13 protein-coding genes are annotated in these 15,631 nt (G+C 76.0%); 6 read left to right on the top strand and 7 right to left on the bottom strand.

Annotated elements, in window-relative coordinates; all coding sequences use genetic code 11:
* Positions 1–21: 21 nt before the first annotated feature.
* The 6 genes from J4G33_RS11390 to J4G33_RS11365 form a co-directional block, all read right to left on the bottom strand.
* A complete protein-coding gene (locus J4G33_RS11390) occupies positions 22–1,599 on the bottom strand; it encodes a hypothetical protein (protein WP_208056089.1) in 1,578 nt (525 codons plus the stop codon).
* Positions 1,596–3,368 carry a S8 family peptidase gene (locus J4G33_RS11385; protein ID WP_208056088.1) on the bottom strand — a complete coding sequence of 591 codons (1,773 nt, stop codon included), beginning with the start codon at positions 3,366–3,368 and terminating at the stop codon, positions 1,596–1,598. The genes J4G33_RS11390 and J4G33_RS11385 overlap by 4 nt, the downstream gene beginning before the upstream one ends.
* Positions 3,365–4,762 carry a S8 family peptidase gene (locus J4G33_RS11380; protein ID WP_208056087.1) on the bottom strand — a complete coding sequence of 466 codons (1,398 nt, stop codon included), beginning with the start codon at positions 4,760–4,762 and terminating at the stop codon, positions 3,365–3,367. Before J4G33_RS11380 ends, J4G33_RS11385 begins: the two co-directional genes overlap by 4 nt.
* The gene (locus J4G33_RS11375) at positions 4,759–5,220 is read right to left on the bottom strand and encodes a hypothetical protein (protein WP_208056086.1); all 462 of its coding nucleotides are present in this window, start codon (positions 5,218–5,220) and stop codon (positions 4,759–4,761) included. The genes J4G33_RS11380 and J4G33_RS11375 overlap by 4 nt, the downstream gene beginning before the upstream one ends.
* Before the next feature lie 146 nt (positions 5,221–5,366).
* Entirely contained in the window at positions 5,367–5,651 is a 285-nt protein-coding gene (locus tag J4G33_RS11370) for a WXG100 family type VII secretion target (RefSeq protein WP_208056085.1), read from the bottom strand.
* Positions 5,652–5,665: 14 nt separating this feature from the next.
* Positions 5,666–5,977 (bottom strand): WXG100 family type VII secretion target, encoded by a 312-nt coding sequence (locus J4G33_RS11365; RefSeq protein ID WP_208056084.1) that lies wholly within the window; start codon positions 5,975–5,977, stop codon positions 5,666–5,668.
* A 261-nt stretch (positions 5,978–6,238) separates the two neighbouring features.
* On the opposite strand from J4G33_RS11365, the gene J4G33_RS11360 reads away from it, so the two are divergent.
* The 6 genes from J4G33_RS11360 to J4G33_RS11335 all read left to right on the top strand — a co-directional run bounded on the left by J4G33_RS11360 (position 6,239) and on the right by J4G33_RS11335 (position 14,615).
* On the top strand, positions 6,239–7,675 hold the full coding sequence (locus tag J4G33_RS11360) for a hypothetical protein (RefSeq protein WP_208056083.1): 1,437 nt from the start codon (positions 6,239–6,241) through the stop codon (positions 7,673–7,675).
* Between the two features lie 85 nt (positions 7,676–7,760).
* Positions 7,761–8,846 carry an RDD family protein gene (locus tag J4G33_RS17625; RefSeq protein WP_208056082.1) on the top strand — a complete coding sequence of 362 codons (1,086 nt, stop codon included), beginning with the start codon at positions 7,761–7,763 and terminating at the stop codon, positions 8,844–8,846.
* A gap of 52 nt (positions 8,847–8,898) precedes the next feature.
* Positions 8,899–10,245 carry an EsaB/YukD family protein gene (locus J4G33_RS11350; protein WP_208056081.1) on the top strand — a complete coding sequence of 449 codons (1,347 nt, stop codon included), beginning with the start codon at positions 8,899–8,901 and terminating at the stop codon, positions 10,243–10,245.
* Between the two features lie 3 nt (positions 10,246–10,248).
* The gene (gene eccB / locus J4G33_RS11345) at positions 10,249–11,667 is read left to right on the top strand and encodes a type VII secretion protein EccB (RefSeq protein ID WP_208056080.1); all 1,419 of its coding nucleotides are present in this window, start codon (positions 10,249–10,251) and stop codon (positions 11,665–11,667) included.
* On the top strand, positions 11,664–12,950 hold the full coding sequence (locus J4G33_RS11340) for a S8 family serine peptidase (RefSeq protein ID WP_208056079.1): 1,287 nt from the start codon (positions 11,664–11,666) through the stop codon (positions 12,948–12,950). The genes eccB and J4G33_RS11340 overlap by 4 nt, the downstream gene beginning before the upstream one ends.
* Positions 12,951–13,112: 162 nt before the next feature.
* Positions 13,113–14,615 (top strand): RDD family protein, encoded by a 1,503-nt coding sequence (locus J4G33_RS11335; protein ID WP_208056078.1) that lies wholly within the window; start codon positions 13,113–13,115, stop codon positions 14,613–14,615.
* Positions 14,616–14,630: 15 nt separating this feature from the next.
* Here J4G33_RS11335 and rarD read toward each other — a convergent pair whose 3' ends face one another.
* Entirely contained in the window at positions 14,631–15,590 is a 960-nt protein-coding gene (rarD, locus tag J4G33_RS11330; RefSeq protein ID WP_307793860.1) for an EamA family transporter RarD, read from the bottom strand.
* Between the last annotated feature and the right edge of the window lie 41 nt (positions 15,591–15,631).

Raw genomic sequence — 15,631 nt, 5'->3', positions numbered from 1 at the left:
GGCGGGGCATGGGGCGCTTCGCTACCAGTCCTCGTCGGCGGTGTCGGTGACCGGGGGTGCGACCAGGTCGGGCAGACGGTCGCGGGACCCCGCGGCAGCAGCCGGTGCGGGGGCGTTCGGGCTGTCGTCGGCCAGGTGCGGGGCGAGGTAGCCGGCACCGCTGCGACGCTTCTTGCCTGCCGAGCTCCCTGCGGCGCCGCCAGCGCCCATGGGCATGCCAGCCATCGTCGAGCCGCGCCCACCCGTCGCGCCGGCCCCGGCCTGGGTCGAGGAACCGGCGGTCAGGCCCGACCCGGTGGACCCGGACAGGGCTCCGGTACGAGCTCCGGCACCGGTGCCGTTGGTCCCCCCTGCAGCGGCTCCGGAGGCGCCGGTCGAGGCGCCGACTGCGCCCGGGGCCCCCACGAACGTGCCGCCACGCCCGCCGATCGCCGACGCGCCGCCAGCGCCACCCGACCCTGCGCCAGGTGTGCCGAGGCCGGTGCCCGGGCGCAGACCCGCCCCGAGGCCGGCCGACGTGCCGCCACGAGAGCCCGCGCCCTGGCCAGCGGCCGCTCCACCGGCCCCCGCGACAGGGGTACCGCCGAGGGCGCCACCCCGCCCGAGCCCGGCCCCCAGGGCTGCCCCGCCCACGGCGACGCCGCCGGCCAGGGCGCCGCCGGCGCCGCCGACACCGCCGGCTGTGGTCCCGCCCCCTGTCCCGGCCGCACCCGTGCCGCCGGTCATGCCTTGGCCGGGGACGGAACCGGTCAGCGAACCATCGGCAGATCCTGACCCCCCGGTCGGCGCCGCCCACCCCGAGGAGACCGTGCCGGGCGTGTTGCGGCCGCCGGCGGCGAGCCCGCCAGCCACGGTGCCGACCCCGACCCCGACACCCGCGCCGGCCGCGCCACCGAGCACGACGCCCGGGCTTGTCGTGGCGCCCGGGCCCGTGCCGATCGAGGCCGAGGCGCTGGCCGGGAGCGCGGGACCGCCTCCCGTGATCGGGTTGTAGCTGCCGCTGGCCCTCGTGGGCGTGTGCGGGGTGGTCGAGGGGGTGGGGCCCGGGACCGAGCCGGAGTCGCCGTTGTCGTAGCCCTCGCGGCCGGGGGCTACCGGCAGGGCCTCGGCCGCGGCCCGCATCTGGGCCCGCAGCGAGGTGAGCGCCGGCCGCGCCGCGTCGTCACGGGCCTCGCGCTGACGCCGGTCGAGGTACTGGGTGGCCTCGTTGCCGGCGAGGACGCCCAGGGGCCCCATGACGGTGGACCCGGCGAGGATCGCGCTGCGCTGCCAGGTCGGGATCTGGTCCTCGGGGAGGGCCGCGTACGCGCTCCGCGCCTCGGACAGTGCACCCTTGGCAGCCTGAGCGGCAGCGGCTGTGGTCTCGATGAGCTCGATCTGCTTCTTGGTCTGCGCGATCAGACCCTCGAAGGCGATCGCGGCGCTGTCGCCGGCCCGACCCTCGATGCCGGTGTCGGAGAGCACACCGTTCAGTCGCTGGGCAGCGGCCCCCAGGGCCGCGGCCGTCGAGCCGAGGTTGTTGATCTCTGCGTCGATCGCGCCCAGCGTGGTGCTCGGCAGCTCACCGACCTGGGCGAGCTCATCGGACGGGCGCGTCATGGGTGACCTCCGGGCGTGGGTGACGGGGTGGCGTCGGATGTGCGGCGGCGACGCTCGGTCAGGACCGCGGCGAGGGCGATGAGTGCGACCAGCACGATGAGAGTGGCCCCTGCGGGCACGACCCAGCCCGGAAGCCCGCCGCTGTCGTCGGCCGGGGGGGCCGGTGGCAGTGCGTTCTCGGAGGGGGCCTCGGTCTCGTCGGTCGCCTCGGGCGTGGGCGCGGGCTCCTCGGCGTCCCCGGCGATCTCAGCGGCCGAGGGTTGCGCACCGGGGTCGTCGGAGACCAGGGGGTTGGTGTCGGGGTAGGCGGTCGGGTCCGCGTCGAGCATGTTCAGGACCGAGATCGAGCCATAGCCGATGGAGTCGTTCTGACGGGTCAGCTCACCGTCGTTCTGGAACGTGTGCCGCAGCAGGGTCTGGATGATCTGGTTGGCGGTGGCCTCGGGGTGGGCCGACCACACGAGCGCCAGGGCGCCTGCGGTGTACGCGGTGGCGTTCGACGTGCCTCGCGTCGTCCCGTAGCGGTTCCAGCTCTCGTCCTCACCGGGGAAGAGCGTCCGGACCTCCTCGCCCGGCGCGACCACGGCCTTGCGAGGGCTCGTTCCCGCTTCCGGGGGGAGCCGACCATCGGCGCCCGCGCTCTCGACGGTCACGGCGCCGTTCGCGTCGGCGAGGGCGTTGAACGGGACCACGGCGGTGTTCGGTCGCGACACGACCACGATCGCCCCCTCGCGCTGCGCACGCGCGACCTGGTCGAACACCGCAGTGGTCGTGGTCCCCCCGCCGGACAGGGAGATGACCTGCGCGCCGTCGTCGAGGGCCTGGCTGATCGCCGCGGCCATGCTCGAGGAGCCCTCAGCGGTGCAGTCCTCGTCCTCGCGCCCGAGCCCTCGGGCGTAGTAGAGCACCGTGGCCCCGGGCGCGACACCACGGACGCCGGGCTGACCGTCCGCGCCGGTGCCGGTGCCGGCCACCAACGAGGCCATGCTCGTGCCGTGCCGAGCCCCCTCGTCGGTCCCGACGGCGGGGGCGTACCCCGTCGGGGAGGCCGGGTCGGCGCAGAAGGAGGGTTCGTGGACGGTCAGGTCGACCCCGACGAGCTCGGGCACGTCGGGGTTGATGGGGGAGTCGATGACCGCGACCGTGATGCCCTGCCCCGTGGCGGTGGCGTGCGCCTCGTCGAGGCCGGCGGCGTCGACGTACCACAGGCCGTCGGCGGCAGGGTCGGCCGCCTGGCTCACCGGTGGCGCGGCGGGCCGGGGGGCGGCGACGGCCACGGCGGCGCCCGGCCCGACGAGGCCCAGGCCGAGCACGCAGGTCAGGGCGGCCGCGCCCGCGAGCGCCGACCTCCTCGGCCCGGAGAGACCGGGACCGGGGGTGCTCTTGGCGTAGACCTCGGTGGAGGTCGCCGGCAGCCCGTCGGATGCGGCGCGCACCTGCGCGCGCAGCGAGGTGAGCGCCGGGCGCGCCGCGTCCGCGCTCCGCGCCTCGGACAGTGCGCCCTTGGCGGTCCGGGCGGCAGCGGTTGTGGTCTCGATGAGCTCGATCTGCTTCTTGGTCTGCGCGATCAGACCCTCGAAGGCGATCGCGGCGCTGTCGCCGGCCAGGCCCTCGATGCCGGTGTCGGAGAGCACACCGTTCAGTCGCTGGGCAGCGGCCCCCAGGGCCGCGGTCGTCGAGCTGAGGTTGTTGATCTCCGCATCGATCGCACCCAGCGTGGTGCTCGGCAGCTCACCGACCTGGGCGAGCTCATCGGACGGGCGCGTCATGGGTGACTTCCGGGCGTGGGTGACGAGGTGGCGTCGGGCGTGCGGCGGCGACGGGCGGCCAGGGCCGCGGCGAGCGTGGTGAGTGCGACCAGCACGATCAGGGCGCCCGCGGTGGGGGCGACCCAGGCGGGCAGCCCGCTGCTCTCCTCGCCCGAGGCGGTCGGCGGCGAGGTGGCCTCTACCGTGCCTTCGGTCTGGTCGGTCGCCTCGGGCGAGGGCGCGGGTTGCTCGGAGTCACCGGCAATTGCCGTGGCTGAGGGCTGTGCGTAGGGGTCGTCGGAGATCAGGGGGTTCGTGTCGGGGTAGGCCGTGGGGTCCGCGTCGAGCATGTTCAGGACCGAGATCGAGCCGTAGCCCACGGAGTCGTTCTGACGGGTGAGCTCGCCGCTGTTCTGGAAGGTGTGCCGGAGGAGGGCCTGGATGATCTGGTTGCCGGTGGCCTCAGGGTGGGCTGACCACACCAGGGCCAGAGCGCCCGAGGTGAACGCGGTCGCGTTCGAGGTCCCAGATGACGGCCCATACGTCCTCCAGCTCTCGTCCTCCCCGGGGAAGAGGGTCCGGACGTCCTCGCCAGGAGCCACGACGTCCTTGGAGGGGCTCATCGTCGCGTTGCGGGGCAGTCGACCGTCGCTGTCCGCAGTCTCGACGGTCACGGCACCGTTCGCGTTGGTGAGGTCGTGGGGCCAGGTAGAGGTAGCCGTGTTCGGTCGGGAAACGACCACGATCGCGCCCTCGCGGTGCGCCCGGGCGATCTGGTCGAACACAGCGTTGGTCGTGCTGCCCGACGAGGACAGGGAGATGATCTGCGCGCCGTCGTCCAAGGCTTGGCTGATCGCGGCTTCCATGCTCGAGGAGCCCTCAGCGGTGCAGTCCTCGTCGTCGTCGCCCAGCCCTCGGGCGTAGTAGAGGACCGTGGCCCCGGGCGCGACACCCCGGACGCCGGGCTGACCGTCCGCGCCCGTGCCGGTGCCGACCACCAACGAGGCCATGGACGTGCCGTGGAGCGCGCTGTCGTCGGTGGCGACGGCGGGGGCGTGCCCCGTCGGGGAGGCCGGGTCGGCGCAGAAGGAGGGCTCGTGGACGGTCAGGTCGGTTCCGACCAGTTCGGGCACGTCGGGGTTGATGGGGGAGTCGATGACCGCGACCGTGATGCCCTGCCCCGTGGCGGTGGCGTGCGCCTCGTCGAGGCCGGCGGCGTCGACGTACCACAGACTGTCGGCGGCAGAGTCGGCTGCCTGGCTCGCCGGTGGCGCGGCGGGCCGGGTGGCGGCGACGGCCACGGCGGCGCCCGGCCCGACGAGGCCCGGGCCGATCACGCAGGTCAGGGCGGCCGCGCCCGCGAGCGCCGACCTCCTCGGCCCCGAGAGGGCGGCCGAGAGGTGCCGGGTCCTCACGAGGAGCGGCCGAACGCGTTCGTGTCGGCGCCGTTCGTCGTTCCTTCGGTGCCGGAGGCGCTGTAGAGGGCGTCCTGCCCCGCCGGGATGTCGTACGGCGTGCAGACCGCCGCAGGGGCGGGGGCCGAGGCCTCGGCCGAGCGGACCAGGGCCATCAGCCGTTCGCGCGTGTCGTCGTCGACCCGCTCCATGGCCTGGGCGTTGTCCAGCAGGTTCCGGGCGGCGGTGCCGACGTCGCGGCTGAGGGTGTCGAGGCTGCGGGCGAGGGTGTCGAGGGTCTGGGCGTAGCGCTGGCCGAACTGCGTGCACTCCGGGATGGCGCTCCACTTGCCCGGGCCCTGCTGGGCGCGGGCCTCGGCGAGCGGACCGGCGAGCGGACCGGCGAGCGTGCCGATCTCGCGCAGCAGTCCCTCGAGCCTGCTCACGTTCGCCATCACCATCTGCGGGGTGAGAGCCATGATGCCGACCACGTCGTGCCCCCTAGGCCTGTGTTCTCGTCTGCTGGGCCGTCGGGCCCGATGCGTGCGGTGCGGGTCCGTCCCGGGCCTCAGCCGGGGACGGACCCGCAGGTCATGCGGTGCTGCTGGTCATGCTGAGCGGCAGGTCACCAGCGGGCGGCGTTGGCCCGCTCGGTGGTCTGGTAGTCCTGGCCCGAGGCGTCGACCGCGCGGCCCACGTCGGCGAGCAGGAGCTTCATGTCGCTGATCGCAGCAGTCCACTTGGCCTTCGCGGCGTCGTAGGAGTTCGACGCCTCACCGGTCCAGTTGGCCCGCAGCGGCTGGAGCGACCGGTCCATGGTGGCCAGCGTCTGCTCGAGCTGGTTGGCGCCGTTCACGATGTCGGCCGAGGCCGTCGCCAGGGCGCCGAAGTTGACCTTCAGGTTGCTCATGGTGTGGTCCTTTCTCAGCCGAGGCGCGAGGTGAGGCGGTTCATGACCGCGGACTGCTGGTCGTCGGCCGCGGTGTAGGTCGACTGCGAGGAGACCAGGTTGGACTCGAACTCGTTGAGCGAGTTGATGATCGTCGTGGCGTTCTGCTGCCACCGGTTCATCAGGGTCGAGAACGCCACAGCGCCCTGACCCTGCCACTGCCCACCGATGCCGGCGAGCTTGCCCTCGAGGACCTTGAGCTGCTGCTGCAGCTCGCCCCGCGACTGCGCCACGGCCTGCGCACCGGCCTTGAGCGCACCATCTGCTGCTGAGACCTCAGCCGCCATGGGTCACCTCCCTCTCTCCAGCCCCCTGTGGAGCCCATCGACCACCCCGGCAACTGTCGGGACGAGCGCCCCGCGGGCGCGAGATCAAGATAGCGGCTCAGAACGAACATTCCACCCCTGGCGTCACGCTGTGGATCGACCCCTCGGGCCGACGGGTGTGACTCACCCGATCGGGGCACCTCGGTGGTCCCTCGATCGGGGGACGGGCCGCTGCGGCCTAGCATGTGCCCGTCGTCCCACCACGCCCGAGGGGAGCTGCCGGTGCCCGACGCTCGCACCCGCCTCAGCATCGTCCTCGGCGACCGCTCGTACGACCTCGCCGTCCCCGTCGGCGCCCCCCTCTACGAGGCCCTGCGCGCGGTCGAGATCGAGATCGCCGACCCCTCGGTCACCGTCGTCGACTCGACCGGCCGGCACGTCGACCTCTACGGCACCGGTGACACCGGCCTGCTCGACGGCGCCGTGCTGCACGTGCTGCGGCGGACCGCCGCGAGCGAACCCACCCGGGGCACGCACGGCGCACCGACCACCCCGGCGCCGTCCGGGCAGCGCGGCGCGGCGACCCCGGTGGCCGACCGCGTCGCGGCCCGGCCCACCACGGTGCCCTGGTGGCTCGGCCTCGCGGGGATCGCCGCCGTCGTCCTGACCTCGACCGTCGTCCTGGAGCTCGGTCCGCGGGGCGGGCCCGCCCTGGGCGCCCTCGCCGCGGGTGAGCGCTGGGCGCTGGCAGCCCTCCTCGCAGCCACCGCCCTGGCCGTCGCGGTGACCCGTGGCCGACCCGGCTCCACAGGTGCCGCGTGGCCCGCGGCGGTCGCCGCCGTGGTCGCGGCCGGGGCCGGGGCGCTCACGGTCGACCCGCAGCTGGCCGGGTCCGGGCGGCTCGTCGTCGTCGCCGGGCTGGGCGCCGCGGCGATCGTCACCGCCGCCCGGTGGGGGGTCCTCAGCAGAGACCGCGACCCAGGCGGCGACGTCGCCGCCGCCCTGCTCGTCGTGCTCGGCGTGACCGGGGGCACCTGCGCGGTGGTGCTCCTCGCAGGCCTGCCCGGGGCCCTCGCCGCCGGTGCCCTCCTCGGGCTCGTCCCCCTGGGAGTCCGCGCGCTGCCCTCGATGGCCCTCGACGTGCCTGAGGACCAGCTCGTCGACGTGAGCGTCGTCGCCCGCACGGTCTCGGGTGTCCGGGAGGCCCCGCCACGGCCCCGCGGCCGCGTCAACGACCGTGCCGTGCGGCGCACCGTCCTGGCCGCCGAACGCCGCCGCGACGCCGGGACGGTCCTGCTCAGCGTGCTCGCCGTCGTCGTCGCCCCCGTCCTGCTGGTCACCGCCCCCAGGGGCCCTCTGACCGCCTGGACCTCCGCCGGGGCCGTCGTCGCCGTCGCCCTCGCCCTCGCCCTGCAGCCGCGTGCCACCCGAGGGCCCGTGGCCCGCTGGGCGCCGCGCCTGGCGGCCGCGACCCTCGTGCTCCAGCTCGGCGCCCTGGGAGCTGTGGGGCTCGCCCTCGAGACCCAGGTCCCCCTCGTGCTCCTGGCCCTCGGGGTGCTCGTGCCGCTGCTCGCCGTGCCCATGGGCCGCGGGTGGCGCTCGGTCGGCTTCTCCCGGCTCGCCGACACCCTCGAAGGCCTGTCCGTCGTCCTCGCCCTGCCCCTCGCCCTGACCGGCGCCGGGGCCGTCGAGGTGCTCCGGCAGGTGACGTCCCGGTGACGCGACCCGTTGCTACCCTGTGCCCGGCCCCAGGGCACGGGCAGGTGCTCGGTCAGCATTCCGGGCGGAGCCGGGGGGAGGCACGGTGAGCACCACCGTCGCGGGCGTGTGCACCCAGTGCCGCTCCCCCCTGCCCCGGACCAGCCCGTTCTGCACCCGGTGCGGGGCCCTGGCCCCCACCACCGCGTCCAGCCCCGCCGACCCGAGCCGCGCCGCTCCCTCCGCGCCCGTCGAGGGCGGCCCCGCGGTGCGCCTCCCGCACGACGCGGCCCTCGGCCCCGCCTTCGACGGTGCCGTCGTCGCCACCGTCGGACGACGGGTCGGCGCGTACTGCCTCGACGCCCTGACCGTCCTCCTCGTCGCCGCAGCCGCTCTCGTCCTGACCTCGCACGGGGTCTACGCAGCCCTCGCCGCCGCCGAGACCGCCGTCGCCCTGGTGCTGTGGGAGGCGCGCAGCGGACGCACCCCGGGCCACGCCCTGCTCGGGCTTCGTGTCGCCCAGACCACCCGCCCCTACGCCCCCGGCCTCGGTCGCTCCCTGGGGCGGGCCGTCGTGCTCGGTGCCGGGCACGTGCTGCTCGTCGGGCAGTGGGCTGTCCTGCTCTCCCCGCTGATGGACCGGTCGGGACGCCGGCAGGGCTGGCACGACGTCGTCGGTGGCACCGTGGTCGTCGACGTCCGGGCCCTGCGCCGCGCCGCCAAGGTTCCCGACCAGCCCGCGCAGCCCCTGCCGATCCCCGTCCCCGAGGCCACGCCCCCGGTCGAGGCCCTCGAACCGCCCGCGCGGCCCTTCCCCCACCCCGCGAGGGGGGCGTCCGCAGCGCCGGTGCAGGCGCCGTCGACCTACGTCGTCACCCTCGACACCGGCGAGGCGATGAGCGTCTCGGGCCCCGGCCACGTCGGTCGCCGCCCGAGCCCGCCCGAGGGCGAGCCCTGCGAGCACCTCATCACCATCGCCGACCCCGGCCGGTCACTGTCCCGCACCCACGCGCGCTTCGGCATCGACGGGTCCGGGTTCTGGGTCGAGGACTGCGGATCGGCCAACGGCACCGCGGTCCTCACCGCGGACGGCACCGTCCTGCCGCTCGCCCCCGGGGAGCGCGCCGTCGTCCCGCCGCACGGGGCCGTGCGCCTCGGCGACCGGACCTTCACGGTGGAGCCGTTCGCATGAGCACGCCCGCCCTCCGCCCCAGCAGCCCCGTCCCGACGACCGAAGGACCACGATGACCGCGCCGAGCTCGAGCCCAGGCCTCGGGACCCTCGTCCGGGTCTCGGTGAGCGCAGGGGACCGCGGCGCCGACCTCGGTGCCCCCGCCGGGGTGCCCGTCGCCGAGCTCGTGCCCGGCCTCGCGCGGACCCTCGGGCTGCTCGACGCCGCGACCGTCCACGGCGGCTACCACCTCGTCCGCTCCGACGGCGTGGTCCTCGACACCGACCGCAGCCTGCAGGCCCAGGGCGTCCAGGACGGTGCCGTCCTCACCCTCGAGTCCGGTGCGCCCCCCGAGGACCTCCGCGTCTACGACGACGTCATCGAGGCCGTGGCCGACGCCGTCGAGGGCCAGTACGCCCCGTGGACCGCGCAGGACTCAGCCCTCACCGCCGTCGTCGCCGCGACCGCCTTCCTGCTCACCGGTGGTCTGCTCCTGCTGGGTGCCGACCCCACCTCGACCTTCCCGCCCGTGGTCGCCGCCCTCGCTGCCGTCCTCGTCGTCGGAGCAGCGGCCGTGGTCGCCCGCGTCGGGTCCCACGAGGTCGGTGCGCAGGCCCTCGCCGTCACCGGCACCGCGCTCGGGCTCGTCGCCGGGCTCACCGCGACCAGCTCGGGACCGGGCTGGGGGTGGCCCACCGTGTGGGGCGGCGCCGGGATGCTCGCCGTCGCCCTGCTGGCGGTCCCCGCCATCGCCCGCGGCCGCGAGCTGCTCGTGGCCCCCGGGGTGCTCGGCCTGACCCTCGCGACCGTCGGCGTGGTCGTCGCGACCGCCGAGGTGCGGCCCGGACCGGTCCTCGCGGTGGTCGTGGCCATCGTCGTGACCGCCGGCAACGGCATCCCGTGGCTCGCCCTCGCCAGCACCCCCCTGCGCGTGGTCTCACCCCGCAGCGACGCCGAGATCCTCCTCGACCCGGACCCCGTCGACCCCGCTGCCGTGCGCGACCACTACGGGCGCGGTCACCGGCTCCAGATCGCCCTGCGCCTGGCTGTCGCCCTCCTCGCGCTCGCGGCCGCCCCCGCCGTCGTGGCCACCGGGGTGCCGGGGACCGTCCTCATGGCCTCGGCCTTCGCCGGGATGCTCCTCGGCGTCCGCCAGACCTACTCACGCCAGGACGTCCTGGTCGTCATGGGGACCGGCATCGTCGGGCTCACCGTCACCGGGGTGCTCGCCGCCGCCGCGCACCCCGACTGGCGCCCGAGCCTCGCGCTGATCTCCGGCCTCGTCGCGGCCCTCGTCATCACCCTGAGCCTCGTCGCACCGCGGCGGCGGCTCGGGCTCGCGCGCCTCGCCGACACCGTCGAGCTGCTCTCCCTCGCCGTGCTGCTGCCCCTCGGCGTCGCCGCCGCCGGGCTGGTCTGAGCCGTGGCCTCCAAGAAGGACCTCGTCGAGGCCCAGACCTTCAGCCGGCGCCGCCTGCTGACCGCCTTCGTCTCCGGGACGCCCGGGGGGCGCGAGCTCGAGCCGACCAAGCCGCTGCGTGCCGTCGCCGGCGGGGTGACCCTCTCGGTGCTGCTCGTGCTCGGCAGCCTCGGCTTCGGGCTGCTCAGCCCGGGCCTGCCCGCCGGGTGGGACGACAACCGGCTCGTGGTGACCGAGGACGGCTCCCGCTACGTGGCCCTCGAGGGCACCCTCTACCCCGTGCTCAACGCCGCCAGCGCACGGCTCCTCGTGCCGCCCGGGGAGTTCGAGGTGGTCCAGGTGCGCGCCGAGCAGGTCGCCGAGAGCCCGCGCGGGCAGACGGTCGGCATCCCCTCGGCCCCCGACGCGGTCCCCGCCCCCAGCCGCCTCATCGGCTCCGGGTGGCTCGCGTGCGTCGGCCCCGAGCGCGCCACCGCGACCGTCCTCACCGCCGACGTCGACGGCCCCGCCGCCGAGATCGCCGCGCGTGACGCCGCGGGCGACGTCGGGCCCGGCCTGCTCGTCGAGGCCGGCGACGACCTCTACCTCGTCGCCGCCGGACGCCGGCACCTCGTCCCCCGGGCCGAGACCGCGGGGGTGCTGCGCGCGATCGGCCAGGACACCGCGCTGCCCTGGTCGGTCACCGGGCGCTGGCTCAACCTCCTCGAGCCCGGCGCCGACCTCGAGCCCGTCGTCGTCCCCGGTGCGGGGGAGCCCCTCCCGGACGGGTCCGCCGCGCCCCCCGGGACCGTCGTCGGGACCGTCCTGGTGGTGACCGACAGCGTCGGCGGCTCGCAGCGCTACGTGGTCGACGAGCGAGGCGAGCTCGCCCCGCTGACCCCCTTCGCGACCCCCCTGTACGCCCTGGGCTCGGGGGCGCAGGCCGGCGGTGAGGTCGAGGTCACCGCCTCCCAGGTGTCCGGCATGCGCACCGCGAGCAGCACGGCTGCCCCCGCTGACTGGCCCACCGAGGCCCCCGGAGCCCTGCCCGAGGCGACCACCCCTTGCGTCTACCTCGACGGCGCCGTCGGTGTGGGCGTCCACCTGGTGGGGCACCCCGACGTCGTCGTCCCCGAGCAGGGCGACGAGGTGCGCGTCGAGCCCGCCGGGGGAGCCCTCGTCCGGGCCGAGGCAGGAGGAGCCGCCGCCGGCGTCGCGCACCTCGTGGACCAGACCGGCGTCGCCTACCCCGTGCCCCTCGCCGGGGACGAGCTCGCCCGCCTCGGCTACACAGAGGACGACGTGGCGAGCGTGCCCCAGCCGTGGCTCAGCCTCCTGGCCACCGGGCCTGAGCTGAGCGTGGACGGCGCCGCCCAGGGCGCGCAGACCGCCCAGGGCACCGACGGCACCGAGAGCACCGAGGGCACCGAGGGATCGGCGTGAGGCCACGGCGTGGCCGTCCGGAGGGGCGCGGGGGCGCCGTCCTCCGCGTAGGTGCGGCCGCGGCCTGCGGGTCGCTCGCCTCGACCCTGATCCTCGCGGGGGCCGCGCCCACCACGGCCACCGCTGCCGTCGCCGCCGACTGCGACCCCGAGGTGACCCGCCTGGTGGCCGAGCCCCCGGTCGCCCTCGACCGCCTCGGGGCCGCCGAGTCCTGGCAGCTCGCGACCGGCGAGGGTGTGCTCGTGGCCGTGGTCGACTCCGGGGTCGACGCACGCAACGAGCACCTCACCGACGCCGTCGTCGACGGCGTCGACCTCGTCGGCACCGAGGGCGACCCGCGAGGCTGGTCGGACCCGGCCGGGCACGGCACCGCCGTCGCCGGGCAGATCGCGGCCCGCGCGGTCGAAGGGTCCGGCCTGGTGGGGCTCGCCCCGGACGCGCGCATCCTGCCGGTGCGCGTCTACCTCTCGACCGAGGACCAGGCGGCCGAGGCCGGGGACGGGGTGCGCACCGACCGGATCGCCGAGGGCATCCGCGCGGCGGCCAACACCGGGGCCCAGATCATCAACGTGTCCCTGAGCTCCCCGACCGACGACCCCGCCCTGCGTGCCGCCGTCGAGCTCGCGAACCGGCGCGGGGCCCTCGTCGTCGCGAGCGCCGGGAACCGCCTCACCGCCGAGGACACCTCGGACTCGCCCCGCTACCCCGCGGCCTACCCGGAGGTGCTCTCGGTGACCGCCGTCGACGCGGCGGACCAGCCCACCACCGACGCGATCCACGGCCCCCACGTGGACGTCGCCGCCCCCGGGACCGACGTGCTGACCACCTTCCACGCCGCGGGGGACTGCATCCTCGCGGGTGGGGAGGCCTCCACGAGCTTCGCCACGGCCTACGTGAGCGCCGCCGCGGCCCTGCTCGCCGAGCGCTACCCCGACGAGCTGCCCGAGCAGTGGGCTCACCGCCTCATGGCCACCGCTGCCCGCGGCGCCGTCGACCAGCGCGACGACCAGAGCGGGTGGGGCGTCGTCCGGCCCTACGCGGCCCTGGCCCTGGTCGACGACGGCACCGCCCCCGGGCCGCCGAGCCCGCTGCACGGGCGCCCACCAGCTGCCGAGAGCCCGGCCGACCAGACCCTCGCCCTCGGCGCGCGCGCCGACCCCACCGGCCCGACCCGCGCCGCCACCGGCTGGTGGGTGGTCGCCGGGGCTGGGGCCCTGGTCGGCGCCTCGCTGCTCGGGGTCCGCCGTCGCGGGCCGGAGCGGTCAGCACCTGCGGCGCGCTAACCTGCCCCTGATCGTCGGGACCGAGGGGGCGCGACGATCGCAGCTCGGGTCGATCCCCGCCGTGCGCGGCTCAGGGTCAGGGCTGAGGATGCCGATGCCCCTGGGAGGGCCCGGTGCGTCGGGTCCCTGCCACCTGCTCGAGCCGAAGGGAACCAGGACCTGATGCCGACCCCCGGGGCGCTGCCGGCCACGATGACCCGGCGCCTGCTCGCCTTCGTGATCGACGCCGTCGCTGCTCTCCTGCTCGGCGGCGGGTTCGTCCTGGCCGGGACCCTGCCCCTCGTGCAGGCCCTCGCCGAGGGCGAACCGGTCACGACCGTCGAGAGCCCCTCGGTCCTCATGCTGATCGGGCAGGTGCTGCTCCTGGCCCTCGGGGTCTTCCAGTGGTGGTACCTGGGCACCCGCGGCTGGACCATCGGCAAGCGCCTGGTCGGCCTGCGCGTCCTGGGGGCCGAGACCGGACGCCCCGTGGGCCTGGGCCGCGGCCTGCTGCGGTTCCTCGTCCCCGCGGCGGGCTCGCTGGCCTGCGGCGTGGGCCAGTGGGTGGTCTACGCCTCGCCGTTCTTCGACTCCTCGGGCCGCCGCCAGGGCTGGCACGACAAGGCCGCCGGGACCATCGTCTACGACGTCGCCACCGGGGTGGACCCGATGACGGCCTCGACGAGCGTCGGCGCCGCGCACGCCCAGCAGCGCCTCGACGCGATCCTGCGGCAGGACTCGGCCCGGGCCGAGCGGACCAGCACCGACGACCTCTCCGTCTGGGCCGGCCCGCCGCTCACCGCGACCGCCCCGGAGAGCGGCGCGGTCGCCGAGGCCCCGCCGCGGCCCGTCCCGCCGCCGGCCCCGGCCCCGCCGCCCCCCGCCCCCGCCCCCGCGCCGACTCCGGCCTCGCCCGCCCCGCCTGCTCCTGCCCCGCCGGCCTCGGCTGCCCCTGCGTCGCCGGTGCCGGCCTCGCCGCCGAGGGACCAGCCGACCGGCGACGGCCTCATCTCGTCGATCCCGGGCAGCCGGGGCACGGCAGAGCCCTCGCCAGCAGCGGCGGGCCCGGGACCGGTCGCGGGTCGTCCCGCCACGGGTGCTGACCCGTCCGCGGCTGGCCCCGCGGAGGCGGACGACGCGACGGGTCAGATCCCCGTGCAGCGCCCCGCCCCGCCGACACCGCCCGTCGAGCCCCCCGCATCGCCGCCCCCGGCAGCGCAGGCCCCTGCGGCGACGAGCCCGCTGGCCGACGACGTCGAGATGACGCGGCTGCGGCCCGCCCGGGGCAAGGTTCCCGAGGTCCCGCACGCCGCAGGCCCGACGGTGGTGCTCGACCTGACCGACGGGCGGCGGATGCCCGTGACCGGGTCGGTGCTCATCGGACGCAACCCGTCCCCCCGCGCCGGGGAGCACGTCGACCAGCTCATCACGATCGAGGACCCCGCCCGCTCGGTCTCCAAGACCCACCTCGCCGTCGGGGTCGAGCGCGGGACGGTGTGGATCAAGGACCGCGACTCGACCAACGGCACCGTGGTCACCCTCGACGACGGCCAGCAGATCCTGTGCGCCCCCGACCAGCAGGTCCGCCTCCCGGTGGGTGCTTCGGTGGCGATCGGCGACCACGGCTTCACCGTGCGGCTCGAGGTCGACGGCGATGCCGCCGGGACCGCCGCTCCGACCAGCTGAGCTGGCGCCGCGGGCTCAGGTGGCGGGCGTCGTCCGTCGGGCGATGCGTTCGAGTCGTCCGGTGCGCAGCCCGTCGGTCGTGAGGATCACCAGGGCCAGCCACACGAGGCCGAAGCCCCACCACCGCAGCGCGGGCATCTCCTCGCGGAACACGAGCACCCCGACGAGGAACTGCACGGTCGGGGCCGCGTACTGCAGCAGACCGATCACGCTCAGCGGGAGTCGACGCGCTGCCGCTCCGAAGAGCAGCAGCGGCACCGCGGTGATGACCCCGGTGCCCGCGAGGGCCAGGGCGTGCGGGGTCCCGTGCTGGGCGAAGGTCCCCAGGCCGGCCGAGCCGAGCCACAGCAGGTAGACCAGGGCCACCGGGGTCAGCACGGCGGTCTCGACCGCGAGGGAGGTCACGGCCGGGACCGTCCGGCCCACCCGGTTCTTGATCAGGCCGTACAGGCCGAAGGTTCCGGCCAGGGCGAGGGCCACCCACGGCAGCCGGCCCAGGCCCACCGTGATGACCCCGACGGCCAGCGCGCCGACACCCAGCGCCACCCACTGGGCGCGCCGCATGCGCTCACCCAGCACGAGCACCGCGAGGGCGACCGTGACGAGAGGGTTGATGTAGTAGCCGAGGGCCGCATCGACCGTGTGCCCCGAGAGAACCCCGTGCACGAAGACCAGCCAGTTGGTCGCGACCAGCACGGCTGCCGTCGCCAGGGTCGCCAGGGTACGGGGGTCGCGGAACGCTGCCGCGACGGTGCGTCCGCCGCGGGTGACGAGCAGGGCGACCGCGCAGAAGAGCAGGGACCACACGATCCGGTGGGCCACGACCTCGATCGGTGCCGAGGGCTCGAGCAACGGGAAGTAGAGGGGCAGGAACCCCCACAGCAGGTAGGCGCTCACCCCGAGGGCCAGTCCCCAGCGGTCGGGGCCGGGAACACCGAGCGGCGCGGAGGGCTGGGCGGCCGGTCGCGGATCCACGAGCGTGAACCTACGCCCTCCCGGTGCCGGGGACGGCGAGG

Origin of the sequence: Actinotalea soli, from assembly GCF_017565425.1 — a bacterium.
In the GTDB taxonomy this organism is placed as follows: Bacteria; Actinomycetota; Actinomycetes; order Actinomycetales; family Cellulomonadaceae; genus Actinotalea; species Actinotalea soli.
Note: the sequence above shows the minus strand (reverse complement) of the source record. Positions and strands in the feature narration are given on the sequence as shown.